11 protein-coding genes and 1 tRNA gene are annotated in these 13,123 nt (G+C 48.1%); 4 read left to right on the top strand and 8 right to left on the bottom strand.

Annotated features, from left to right (window positions below; all coding sequences use genetic code 11):
• Window positions 1-11 precede the first annotated feature (11 nt).
• Window positions 12-344, bottom strand: a complete 333-nt coding sequence (locus ACVA53_RS17615) for a tRNA-binding protein (RefSeq protein ID WP_446505813.1) — start codon at window positions 342-344, stop codon at window positions 12-14.
• A gap of 335 nt (window positions 345-679) precedes the next feature.
• Here ACVA53_RS17615 and ebgR point away from each other — a divergent pair, with 335 nt between their 5' ends.
• From ebgR to ACVA53_RS17595, 4 genes are all read left to right on the top strand, one after another.
• Window positions 680-1,663 carry a transcriptional regulator EbgR gene (gene ebgR, locus ACVA53_RS17610; protein WP_446505812.1) on the top strand — a complete coding sequence of 328 codons (984 nt, stop codon included), beginning with the start codon at window positions 680-682 and terminating at the stop codon, window positions 1,661-1,663.
• 346 nt (window positions 1,664-2,009) lie between these two features.
• On the top strand, window positions 2,010-5,120 hold the full coding sequence (ebgA, locus tag ACVA53_RS17605; RefSeq protein WP_446505811.1) for a beta-galactosidase subunit alpha: 3,111 nt from the start codon (window positions 2,010-2,012) through the stop codon (window positions 5,118-5,120).
• Window positions 5,121-5,123: 3 nt separating this feature from the next.
• Window positions 5,124-5,576: a beta-galactosidase subunit beta gene (locus ACVA53_RS17600; protein WP_446505810.1), complete on the top strand. Its 453-nt coding sequence runs from the start codon at window positions 5,124-5,126 to the stop codon at window positions 5,574-5,576.
• A gap of 100 nt (window positions 5,577-5,676) precedes the next feature.
• The gene (locus ACVA53_RS17595; RefSeq protein WP_446505809.1) at window positions 5,677-7,104 is read left to right on the top strand and encodes an amino acid permease; all 1,428 of its coding nucleotides are present in this window, start codon (window positions 5,677-5,679) and stop codon (window positions 7,102-7,104) included.
• A 164-nt stretch (window positions 7,105-7,268) separates the two neighbouring features.
• On the opposite strand, the gene ACVA53_RS17590 is transcribed toward ACVA53_RS17595, so the two are convergent.
• The 7 genes from ACVA53_RS17590 to ACVA53_RS17560 all read right to left on the bottom strand — a co-directional run bounded on the left by ACVA53_RS17590 (window position 7,269) and on the right by ACVA53_RS17560 (window position 13,041).
• Window positions 7,269-7,359: transfer RNA gene (locus ACVA53_RS17590), tRNA-Ser, on the bottom strand.
• Between the two features lie 149 nt (window positions 7,360-7,508).
• Window positions 7,509-8,027 (bottom strand): SixA phosphatase family protein, encoded by a 519-nt coding sequence (locus ACVA53_RS17585; RefSeq protein WP_255042580.1) that lies wholly within the window; start codon window positions 8,025-8,027, stop codon window positions 7,509-7,511.
• Window positions 8,028-8,224: 197 nt separating this feature from the next.
• A complete protein-coding gene (locus tag ACVA53_RS17580; protein WP_446505808.1) occupies window positions 8,225-9,472 on the bottom strand; it encodes an ABC transporter substrate-binding protein in 1,248 nt (415 codons plus the stop codon).
• A 3-nt stretch (window positions 9,473-9,475) separates the two neighbouring features.
• Window positions 9,476-10,921, bottom strand: coding sequence for an ATP-binding protein (locus ACVA53_RS17575; protein ID WP_446505807.1), 1,446 nt, complete (start codon window positions 10,919-10,921; stop codon window positions 9,476-9,478).
• Between the two features lie 29 nt (window positions 10,922-10,950).
• A complete protein-coding gene (locus tag ACVA53_RS17570) occupies window positions 10,951-11,676 on the bottom strand; it encodes a response regulator (protein ID WP_255042577.1) in 726 nt (241 codons plus the stop codon).
• Window positions 11,677-11,901: 225 nt separating this feature from the next.
• Window positions 11,902-12,108 carry a DUF3283 family protein gene (locus tag ACVA53_RS17565; RefSeq protein WP_255042575.1) on the bottom strand — a complete coding sequence of 69 codons (207 nt, stop codon included), beginning with the start codon at window positions 12,106-12,108 and terminating at the stop codon, window positions 11,902-11,904.
• Window positions 12,109-12,267: 159 nt separating this feature from the next.
• Window positions 12,268-13,041, bottom strand: coding sequence for a hypothetical protein (locus tag ACVA53_RS17560; protein WP_255042574.1), 774 nt, complete (start codon window positions 13,039-13,041; stop codon window positions 12,268-12,270).
• Window positions 13,042-13,123: the final 82 nt, after the last annotated feature.

Genomic DNA, 13,123 nt, shown 5'->3' with positions numbered 1-13,123 from the left:
GAAAAGATCCTTTAAACAATTTTGATCCCCATCGGCATCGCACGCTCTGGGGTCAACAATACACTTTCCGACTCGTCATCGGTTTCAGCGCAAAGCAGCATACACTCAGACGTTTCACCGCGCATCTTCGCTTTTGCCAAGTTGCACAGTACCACTACCTGCTTACCCATCAGCTCTTCCTCAGTGTAATAAGGCACCAAGCTAGTCACAGTCTGAAGCGTTTTTTCACCTACATCAATTTGGACAATATAAAGTTTGTCGGCGTTTTGATGACGGGCCACCTCAATGATTTTACCCGTGCGGATCTCCAACTTGGCGAAATCTGAGTAACCGATAGTTTCCATTGCATACATCCTTATTAAGTAAAGTTTACTAAAATCAATTTAACTTACCAGAAGCCACCAAGATGGCAAGCAGCAACGTTCTTTTTTTGAGCTATACGCACACAGTAAAAACAAGCTGACTGTTAGGTAACAAATTATACCCATTAGAAATAGTTAAAAATTCAAGGTATACGTTAAATACCTCTGCGTTATCTACCGTCAGTTTAACCGTATACACCCACGGTTTATTTGAAATGATTTTAGTAAAACGTGGAACTTCACAGCCGAGTTTGTTTACAATAACAAGATTGATAGACCACTCACGGTGAGTGAGCCTTGCCAATGGATACAAGTAAATGGCGACACTAAAAGACATCGCGGCTGAAGCGGGCGTATCTCTGGCGACAGTATCACGAGTACTCAACGATGACCCGACACTAAGCGTCAAAGAAGAAACCAAGCATCGAATTCTAGAGATCGCTGAAAAACTGGAATACAAGAGCAGCAATACTAAGGCATCAGCTGCCAGCAAGAAGCAACAACAGCACTTCATGGCTGTTTATAACTACAAGCAAGAAGCTGAAGTCAACGACCCTTACTACCTCTCGATCCGTTACGGTATTGAAACCCAATGCAGCAAGCTGGGTGTTGAGCTAACCAACTGTTACAACGGTGAAATACCTAACGATAAAAGTAAAGTCAGCGGCATTATCCTCGTCGGACGCAACAGCACAAAAGTGCTGAAAAAAGTAAAAACACTGTCGGACAACATCTGCTTTGTTGACTTCAGTGATGCCAACTCTTCACATGATTCTGTCGATATCGATTTGGCCCGAGTCAGCAAGGAAATCACGGACTTCTTCATCGCTCAGGGTTACCAGCGCATAGGCTTTATCGGTGGGCAAGACTTGCCGGACGTAGCCGATATTCGCGAAGAAGCCTTTGCCGAATACGGCCAGCTCAAAGGCGTTGTCTCCAGCAATGACATCTACCGGGGAGAATTTACGAGCTCTTCTGGCTATAAGCTGGCAAAAAAGATGCTTGCCAGAGGTGATTACCCGGCAGCGCTGTTTGTCGCATCAGATTCAATCGCCATCGGTGTATTGCGGGCAATTCACGAACACGGCCTGCGGATCCCCGATGACATTGCCTTAATCAGTGTCAATGATATCCCAACGGCGAAGTTTACCTTCCCGTCTCTGTCTACCGTTCGCATTCACTCGGAGATGATGGGCATTCAAGGGGTGAACTTGCTGGTTGAGAAGATCCGCGATGGTAGAACACTGCCGCTGCAGGTGTATGTGCCAAGCAAACTAAAGCTACGCGATACCACAAAATAACTCTCCCCTTTTTTGATGTCATAAGGCGCTGAATATCAGCGCTTTTTTATTATTCCCGTTGACCAGCCCACGCTCTATCTAACTCCCAGATCACACACCATCGTCCCTCCGCACGGTAAATCATTGACGCAATCAACACTTTCCTTGCTAAAAATCACCCTCCTGAATTTTCTTAATCACCATCACACTATTGAGCGATAGAACAGTTAAAACCGTGATCAAGTTAAAGCATCCTTCTTTTACTGATTTAATTTAGTAAAACTTTTACTAAACTGACTCCCAAGTTACCTGACCAACATCCTGGTCATGGAAGAAAAATACATCGGTATCGAACCGGAGGCATTTCGTGAACAATTGGGAAAACTTCCTTCAGCTACATGAGAACCGTCTTGCACCACGTGCATACTTCTTCTCATACGACTCCCTAAACAGCGCACAGACTTTCCAGCGTGAGCTAAGCAGCCACTTCATGCTGCTTAGCGGGCAATGGCAATTCCAATACTTTACTCATCCGTTACTAGTGCCTGACGAATTTTATTCGCGTCCAATGGCCGACTGGGGCCAAATCACGGTACCTAACATGTGGCAAATGGAAGGCCATGGTGATCTACAGTACACCGACGAGGGCTTCCCGTTCCCGATTGATGTGCCTTTCGTACCTACCGATAATCCAACCGGTGCTTACCAGCGCACATTCACGCTTGGCGCAAACTGGCAGGACAAACAAACCATCATCAAATTCGATGGCGTAGAAACCTACTTCGAAGTGTATGTTAACGGCGAATATGTCGGTTTCAGCAAAGGCAGCCGACTGACGGCCGAGTTCGATGTCAGCCACTATGTTCAACAAGGTGACAACCTGCTTTCTGTCCGCGTCATGCAATGGGCCGATTCGACCTATATCGAAGATCAGGATATGTGGTGGACAGCCGGGATCTTCCGCGATGTCTACCTTGTCGGAAAAGAGCAGGTTCACGTCCAAGATTTCACCGTTCGTACTGATTTTGCCGATGACTACCAGCGTGCCACGCTATCTTGCACCGCTGAGATTGAAAACCTGTCGGCGCTTCAGGCATCAGGGTATGCACTGGAATATACGCTCTATGATCAGGGGAAAATCGTTGCAGAAGGGGCATGTTCCCACCTGACTATCGATGCCAATTCACAGGCACAGACACAATTTGCTATCAAACTCGATAACCCGACTCACTGGACTGCTGAGAACCCTTACCTATACCAGCTAGTATTGACGCTGAAAGACAACCTCGGCAATACCCTAGAGATCATCCCGCAGCGCGTTGGTTTCCGTGATATCAAAGTTCGCGACGGTCTGTTCTACATTAACAATCAATACGTCATGCTGCACGGTGTCAACCGCCATGACAACGACCACCTGAAAGGCCGTGCAGTTGGTATGGATCGCATCGAAAAAGATCTGATCCTAATGAAGCAACACAACATCAACTCGGTCCGCACCGCACATTACCCTAACGATCCACGCTTCTACGAGTTGTGTGATATCTACGGGCTGTTCGTAATGGCTGAAACCGATGTCGAAACCCACGGCTTTGCCAATGTCGACGATCTGAGCCGCATCACCAATGACGCGGCATGGGAAAGTGTCTTTGTCGACCGTGCCGTGCGCCATGTCCACGCCCAGAAAAACCATCCATCCATCATTATGTGGTCAATGGGTAACGAATCCGGTTACGGCTGCAATATCCGCTCAATGTATGACGCAACCAAAGCGATTGATGACACCCGCTTGGTGCACTACGAAGAAGATCGTGATGCGGAAGTGGTCGATGTGATTTCAACCATGTATTCCCGCGCCCAGCTGATGAACTACTTCGGCGAACACCCGCACGAGAAGCCTCGCATTATCTGTGAATATGCCCATGCCATGGGTAACGGACCGGGCGGTCTGACCGAATACCAGAACGTGTTCTACCAGCATGACCACATCCAGGGCCATTACGTATGGGAATGGTGTGATCACGGTATTCTCGCTCGTGATGAAAACGGCACCGAGTTCTACAAATACGGTGGCGACTACGGTGACTACCCAAATAACTACAACTTCTGTATGGATGGCTTGATCTACCCAGACCAGACACCGGGACCGGGCCTGAAAGAGTACAAACAAGTCATTGCGCCAGTGAAAATCCGTGCTGTTGATGAGCTGGCTGGCAAATTCCTCATCGAGAACAAGCTATGGTTCTCCGATCTGAATGATTACACCATCACCGCCGATGTGCGTGCAGAAGGTGAAACCCTTCGCACGGTGCAATTTAAGGTCGAAGATCTTGCGGCAAATTCTGCCCGTGAAATCACTATCGCGATTCCAGAGTTGGACCAGCGTGAAGTTTTCATCAACTTCACAGTGCGCAAAGACAGCCGCACGCTGTATAGCGAAGCCAACCATGAGATCGCGGTGTACCAGCACCAGCTAAAAGAAAGCACGGCTAGCGAAGCCAAATTCAGTACGAACAACGCAACACCGTTAGTGGTTGAAGAAAGCCGCCTTAATACGCTGATCTCCGGTAATAACTTCACGCTTAACTTCTCCAAAATTAACGGCAAGCTTACATCCTGGGTAGTCAATGGCGAAGAGCTGATCAAGTCAGAGCCAAAGCTTAACTTCTTCAAGCCAATGATCGACAACCACAAGCAGGAGCACGAAGGCTTGTGGGAGCCTGCGCACCTACAGATTATGCAGGAGCACTTCCGCACTATCGACGTGGTCGAGCAAGCGAATGGCGTTGAGATCACCACCACCAGCATCATTGCCCCACCAGTATTTGATTTCGGCATGCGCTGCGAATATCGCTACCAGATCACCCCGGAAGGCCAGCTCAATGTTGAACTAAGCGGCGAGCACTACGGTGATTACCCGCATGTCATTCCGGTCATCGGTTTGGATTTGGGCATCAATGGCGACTTTGACCAAGTGAAATACTACGGCCGTGGTCCTGAAGAAAACTACCAAGACAGCCAGCAGGCTAACCTGATTGACGTCTACCAGACCACAGTTGCTGACATGTTCGAAAACTACCCATTCCCGCAGAACAACGGTAACCGCCAGCACGTTCGCTGGGCAGCTCTGACCAATCGCCATGGCACCGGCCTATTGGTTAAGCCGCAGCAGGACATCAACTTCAGCGCATGGTTCTACACCAACCAAAACCTGCACCAAGCCCAGCACACCATTGAGCTGATTCATAGTGGCTACATCACCCTGAACCTTGACCATAAGCTGATGGGCTTAGGCTCCAACTCTTGGGGTAGCGAAGTGCTCGACTCCTACCGTGTCTACATGGATAAATTCCGCTACGGCTTAACCCTGTTGCCGTTACAGGCCGGAGATTTCAGCGCGCAAATGATGGCAAACCATGACTTTGGCAACGGCTTCTTTACCGTCCCAGCCAAACTAACCCAACCAGTAAACGAGGCGTAAATCATGATCGTGCTAGAGAGCCTAGAGCAATTCAAAGAGGTATACCGCGATGGCCGTAAATGGAACCGCTGTGTCGAAGCGATTGAAAACATCGCCAACATCAAAGATGGCGTGATGTATTCCATCGGCGATTCACTGGTTTACATGGTTGAGGACGGTGTCGCACGCCATACCGAAACCTTTGAAGGCAACCGCCGTTATTTCGATGTCCACTACTACCTGGAAGGCCGCGAAACCGTTGAGTTTGCCGACAAATCAGCACTGGAAACCGTTGAGGCCTACCGAGATGAAACAGACCGCGAGTACCTGCAAGGAAAAGGGGAAACCCGCGAGCTGTGCGAAGGCCAAATCGTCATCTTCGACAACAGTAAAGCCTATCGCTTCTGTGGTGATAACCGGGTACGCAAGGTTGTGCTGAAAGTAACCATTGAAGATGGCTACTTCCTGAATAAATAACCAGATAACGATAAGAGGGCTTGGTACTCCCAAGCCCTTAGATAACAACACGCTGAATAGCATTTAACTCTATAATTGACGTGATTCACTGGAGGACACAATGTCTGAATCCTTACGCGGCACGATTGGCAAGTTCGCTTTGCTATCAATGACGTTTGCTGCCGTCTTTAATGTGCGCAACATCGTAAACAACAACATTGAACTGGGCTTAAGCTCTGCACCTATCTTTTTGCTGGCAACTGTTGTCTATTTCATTCCGTTTGTCTTTATTATTTCTGAATTTGTTTCAGCTAATAAGAACTCGGAATCGGGTATGTATGACTGGCTGAAAAAGCCACTGGGCAGCAAAGCGGCTTATCTTGGCTCTTTCCTTTACTGGTTTGTAAACCTGTTCTGGTTTGTCTCGCTGCTACCAAACGTTATCGCCTATGCGTCCTACGCTATGCTTGGTTACGAGTACACCTTCTCGCCGATGGTGACCTCGATGATCTCTATCGTACTGTTTGCCGCCGCGACCCACATTTCAACCAAAGGGGCGACTTGGCTAGGCAAGATCTCTGAAATTGTTGCTTACGGTGTGTTTGCCCTGTTCGCTATCTACGTCCTCGGCGCATTGATGGCACTCGGTGGCGATTACACCCCTGCAGAGCCAATCACTATGGAAGCAATGACCCCAACCATTAACTGGGCAACGCTGGGTATCATGTGTTGGATCTTCCAAGCGGCCGGTGGTGCCGAAACAGCAGCGGCTTACCTGAAAGATGTAAAAGGCGGCCAGAAAGCCTTTATTAAAGTCATTATTGCAGCTGGTGTTCTGATTGGTGCAATGTATGCAATTGGCTCACTACTGGTTAACGTCTTCGTCGCGCGCGAAGATCTGACTTACGCTGGCGGTATGGTCGAAATCTTTACCGGCATGGCGAACTACTTCGAAATCTCACAAGCACTGGTTGGCCGCTTTGTCGGTATCATCCTGTTTATCGCGATGTTCGGCTCAATGATGATGTGGACAGCCGCTCCAGTTAAAATCCACTTTTCTGAAATTCCAAAAGGCGTTTACGGCGAAAAAACCACAGAGCTTAACGAGCACGGTGTACCCGTTCGCGCCGCTTGGTGGCAATTCGCATTCGTTGTTGTCATGCTGGTCGTTAACGGCTTTGGTTCAGAGTCGGTACAAGATATGATGAACCAAGCTATCAACCTGACAGCCGGTACGGCAATGCTACCGCCAATCTTTATCATGGCAGCCTACTTCGTGTTCCGCTGGAAGTATGACGATACCCCACGTGACTTCCGTATGGGCTCTCGTAACGTCGGCATGGGTATTGTCTCGGTACTGATTGTCATCTTCGTTGTGAGTATGACGGCATCAGCCTTCCCAACTGGCGTTAACATAGTCCGTGCGTTCTTCATCAACGTCTTTATGACCGCGGTATTCTCAGGTATTGCATGGTGGTGGATATCTCGCTTTGAAAAAAAGCTGGCAAGTAAAAGCATTGCCACTGAGCAAAAGGCGGTGACTCAGTAAAGACACAACTCGTTAAAGAAATATCCCAACGATAAAGACGACAAAGCCCGCAGTGAGAACTGCGGGCTTTGTCTAAATGTTCGGAGTGCTTTGGTATTAGAGGATTTGAACCCTAGATTCCAAACGCAAAAAAGCCGCTGATTGCTCAGCGGCTTCTTCTAATGTGGCGGAGAGATAGGGATTTGAACCCTAGATACGCTACAAACGTATGCCGGTTTTCAAGACCGGTGCTTTCAACCACTCAGCCATCTCTCCGTTGTGCGGCGTATAATATAGAGGTTTACTTAAGCTGTAAACCCCATAAAAACCGTATGGTTATCATTTCCACGATACACCCCTAACAAGGCTACTTTATGTTCTCACCGTATTTCCAACAGGATGACGAGAACGTTAATGAGTACTTATCACTCACCAATATCCTTCTTCATGCTTTCAGGCCGCGCCCGCTTAGGGTAATCATAATAAAACATAGTCCCCTGCTCTTCGGCAATGGCTTGCCAGCAGTCGACCTCAAAGCCGAACACCACCACACCACAAGTGGGTATATTGTCTTCTTTGAAGCCGAACATTTGGGCCAGTACCGTAATAGCAGGGTTATGGCCCACCAGCATCAACCTGTCTACAACATCGGTGGTTTCACGAATGATATCCATGAGTTCAAACGCTGATTCAGTATAAATCGTTGAATTTGATTCAAGCTTAGGGCGAGAAACCAGACCTTCAGCAAACAGATAACCCGTTTGGGCAGCGCGCAGCGCCGAGCTGGTGACAATTAACTGTGGCCCCTGCTGCCAGCTATTCAGTCGATGGACCATCTTCGGAATATTTTTCAAGCCTCGATTATTAAGAGGCCGTTCGTGATCATCTAATGATGGGTCGTCCCATCGAGATTTCGCATGACGGACTAAAAACAATAATTTCATTGCTCTCCCCTTATCAGAACAGGCTGATCCCCTAGCCACTCCAGCTCGAAATCCGCCAAACTCATACAGCACGCACCTAGCTACATCCTAAATGCTTGGTATTAGTATATGAAATTCAACAAAGATGATTGTTTCGATTACAAAAAAGGCTGCCATTATGGCAACCCTACATGTGTATCGAGTAATTTAACTCACCGCTACATGGCTGATTTCACCGCCCGAGCCAAACGATCAGCGGCTTGTTTGGGATCAGCTGTTTTGGCATTGAAAAAGTTGCTGACCACATCAAAAATAGCAGCTTGGACATAACTGGTTGTCGCCAACCCCTGAGAAACACTCGGCACCAAGCCACCGGATTGGCTGCTTTGCTTGAACACCTCCAGTGAATCTTTGGCACACTGGTCAAATTCAGCCAAGTCCATGTCCATTCTGACCGGAATTGAGCCTTTACTGAGGTTAAACGATGACTGAAATTCCTTATCCAGTATTGCTCTGGCTAAATCCTTCTGCGCTTGGCTGTTGGCTTCATCGGTTAATTTAAAGAAAGCAAAGCTATCAATATTGTAAGTAAATAGCCCCTGTGTTCCCGGCGCAGCCATACACAGATAATCTTTTCCCGGTAATTTTCCGTCCGCTTCGAACTCGCCTTTGGCCCAATCCCCCATGATTTGCATCGCGGCTTCACCACTGCTTACCATGGCCGTTGCCGAGTTCCAATCACGTCCCCAGTAACGAGTACCGACATAATCACGCATACGGCGGAACTGGGTGAAGACATCCACCATTTTATCGCCACCAAGCACCGACATGTCGAGCTCAACAAACGCCCGCTGATATTCAGCGGGGCCCAATACCGCCAAAGCAACCGCTTCAAATAAAGTCACGTTTTGCCATGACTGACCACCATGGGCCAAGGGGACATACCCGGCTTGCTGTATTTTCTCGGCGACAACAAAGAACTCGTCAAGCGACTTGGGAACATCAACCCCAACTTTGGCAAACACCTTTGGGTTGGCCCATAGCCAGTTCACTCGGTGAATATTGACCGGCACAGCCACATAATCGCCGTCATACATCATGATTTGACGAGCAACAGGCGGAAGGATCGTCGACCAATGATCGGTTGCAGCAACATCATTCAAGTCGGCAAGAAAACCCAGTTTTCCCCATTCCTGAATATCATGGCCTTTGATTTGTGCTGCCGAAGGCGGATTGCCCGATACCGCGCGGGTTTTTAACACGGTCATTGCGCTTTCCCCACCGCCACCAGCAATAGCAAAATCTTTCCAACGATTACCTTGGGCTTGTATTTTTTCTTTCAGTAAAGAGACCGATCGAGCTTCGCCTCCAGAAGTCCACCAGTGCAAGACCTCTACTTCTCCAGCAGAAGCTGAACCACCGACAAGCATCAATAAACCCGATATCAAGGTGTGTTTCATGTTCATTGCTTAATCTTCTTTCAACAAACGGGGAATATAAACTTTCACTTCCAAACCGCCATCTACCGCATTATGAATAGCCATGTCGCCGCCATGAGCGTGAATGATATTACGGGCTATTCCTAACCCCAAGCCATGGCCTTCCTCATCTTTTGCGACACGCACGTAAGGTTCGAATACCGACTCAAGTGACTCTTTGGGAATCCCCGGACCTTTGTCTTTAATAATTAGGATCAACGAGTCTTTATCATCAACGATGATCAATCTTACCTCATTGCCATATTTCACCCCGTTATCAATCAGGTTGCTAAAGCAGCGCTTGAGAGCAAGCGGCTTACCCGTCAGCGGGGCGATTTTCATTTGTGGGATCACCACCCTCGTTTGATGATGATTATGGCGCTCGGCAATGCTATTAAGCAGCTCTCTGAGATCCACTTGGGCAAGGTTTTCATGCAAGTCAGTGTCTTTTACCGTTTGCAGTGCACCTTTGACCATCATCTCTAACTCATCAAGATCATGGTTAAATTTCTCGACCTTACTATCATCATCAATCAGCTCAGCACGCAACCTCAAGCGAGTGATCGGCGTTTTCAAATCATGTGAAATAGACGAAAACAAATGCTCACGGTCATCGATATAACGCTGCACCCGAGACTGCATCCGATTAAATGCTCGTGTCGCCGTTACCAGCTCCGTCGCCCCTTCTTCTTTTAGTGGCGGCTGATAAATATCAAAACTCATGGCATTCGCCGCATTCGCCAGCCGTTTCAATGGCTTGGTCTGGCGCCTGATCATCAAGAAAGTGAACACCAACAGCAATGCGGTCATGAACAGCATAAACACCAATTGCTGACCGGTTATGATTTTATCTTCCAAAGTCACATAAGGTGCCGGCAGCAGGGCTGCGATATACAGCCACTCATTTTTAGCCAACTCCAACTGCACCACCAAAATCGGCGGGTTAAAGGGTTCGAGGCTGAGAGTATAATGCGCCCAAGAGCGAGGAAGATCACTGAGCAAAATATCATTTTTCAGGACGTGCAGGGTTTCGGGGCGAGAGAATTCCACCCGGATCACATCAAGTAGAGGAAGCTTCTCGCTGAGCACTTCCTCGAATGCGCCGACCGCCGTTTTCTTCATCAAAGATTCTGGGATGGGGTCAATCAAGATCTCTTCCTGATTAAAGGATACAAAGAATCGCGTCCCCCCCATATTACGCAGCTGATCCAGCACAATATGACGGTATTCCAAAGGCAGGGATTGGAAGAAAGTCACGGTCGAGGCAAACATGTTGGCCATGCTGGCCGAGGCCGACTCCAAGCCTTCCAAATCACGCTGCTTCGATTGCCCATACCAAATACTGGTCGCGATAACCTGGGCAAGAAAGACCGCCAGCAGGGTAAACCAGAGTGTGCGGGCTAACAGGGACTTTGGCCACCACTTTCGAATATTCATAGATAAAACCACCAGCTGTGCGAGGGTGTTTATTCCTCGTAGGTAACCTCGGCATTGAATGAGTAGCCGTTGCCACGGATTGTTTTGATCAACCGCTGCTGGGTACCCTTATCACCTAAACGCTGGCGCAAACGGCTCAACTGAACATCAATACTTCGTGCCGATGGCGTCGCTTCGCGACCACGTGTCGCAAAGGAAATCGTATCGCGGTCTAACACTTCGTTAGGGCGCATCAAAAACAGCATCAACAAGGCGAAGTCACTGCCGCTGAGCTCGTAATCTTTGTCTTTTTCCAAATCATATATACGCTGGGCAGCGGTATCCAAGCGCCAGTTGGCAAACCGGATCGCCTTGGGAACCGATGGCATCTGTTGCGCTTCGGTCGGCTTAACACGTCGCAATAGCGCTTTAATACGCGCCATCAGCTGTCGCGGGCTGAACGGTTTGGCGATATAGTCATCAGCCCCCAGCTCAAGCCCAATGATCTGATCCATTTCGTCTGAAACAGCGGTGAGCATGATAATAGGTACATCAGAGGTTTTTCGGATGTATTGGCACAGGGTAAAGCCGTCATCACCCGGCATCATCACATCCAGCAAGATCAAATCAGGAGTCCCCATTGCCAGGCGGCGTTTCATTTCCTCCCCTTCTGCAGCCGTTATTACCGTAAACCCTGCTTTGGTAAGGTATTCATCCAGCAATTCGCGAATTTCCTGGTCATCATCAACAACAAGAACCTTCTTGCTTGTGTTCATTACGTCTTCCTTTTGCCCGAGCAAGGGCTTTTCCCTAGCTCGTTTACACATTCTTCCGGGCAACTTCATGCCAAAAAGCAATATGCCAACGCCAAAATAATACCGTGCGCTAACATATCAAACTGAATCAAAAAAGGCGCGTACCGCGCCTTATAATCATGATCTGAATAAATAAAAATGACAAACATAGTAACCATTTGCCACTAGCGATGACACGATTGAAGCTTATGCGACACCCATTTTGATCTTGTATTTCGATACCGCTTGCTCAAAGAACTCTCGTTCGTCGTCATCAGCAATATTGCCAGTCACTTCGGCAAAAACCTCATAGCCTTTCTTGCCATTCTTTACCTGCCAAACGGAGTAAGAAGCTTGCTTATCCAGTTCCACCCGATTTTTTTCTGCTTCTGAAAGCAATGATAAATTATGCATGCTCTACATCCTATTCCGATCAATTCGGTGACGATTTTATCCCAAACCCCCGTTATTCCCAAGGTACTCTTAAGCGATCACCAGCGGAAAAGCCCGCATTTCTCCCCATAATAGTAAGGGGAAAAATGCAGGCTTAGCAAAACGATAGAAACTAAGGGATCAGAACCCGAGCAACCACTTAAAGGTGATAAAGAAACCAGCAACCACAGCCATCGTCAATGCGACACTGGCCACAGGACTAAGTGTTGCCGCGCACGGGTTGCTAATCGCATCGGCCAGGCTTGGCTCTTCAAAATCAGTCTTTTTCTGTGATTGAATCAGCTCATTCACATAGTGATCGATAGTATCAATAGACTCTTCTACCGAATCAATAACCTGGGCACCTAGCCAACGTTCTTGGCTTATCAATTGCTGGGACTCAATATGGCGCACCCCAGTAAAACGTCCGGTACGGCGATCAACGACCGATACCGCCATGTAACCCTGATCTTCGTTCCATACCCAGCAAGGCAAATAGTTACCTTCAATATTGACTTGGCTTGGGAATGGGAAACGTGCATTGCTGACCATATCGACCAACTTCTCTTTTGCATCACACAAGCCGTGCAGTTGCTGAAGGCATGTTTCTAACCAATACGGGAAATTATTGCGAAATGCACTCTGGCGAAGCGGAGCAAGGCGAGCGGCTCCCCTTACTACAAACTCGGTAATATGCTGACTAACATCACTTTGATTTGGCCAGCACTGCTGCGCAGATGAAGTGGGTAAAGTCAGGCGCTGACAAATAGTGCCTTTAGGAGAAACGAGTTTCAGTGCTTGCTGGCTACCTTCCATCGAAGGAAGATATTCGATATGCCAAGGCTTAGCGACTTTTCGCATAATGGCCCGGTACACCTGATCAACTGTGGATTGATAATGATCATAGTTGCTCATAGGGCACCTCCGGGGGTGTTTTCTGGACTAACCTCAGTATACCAAAAAACACCCTTCATTATGGTGATCAGAATCTTGTTTT

The sequence above is a fragment of the Photobacterium sp. DNB23_23_1 genome (assembly GCF_052873815.1).
This window is presented reverse-complemented; position numbering and strand designations above follow the sequence as displayed.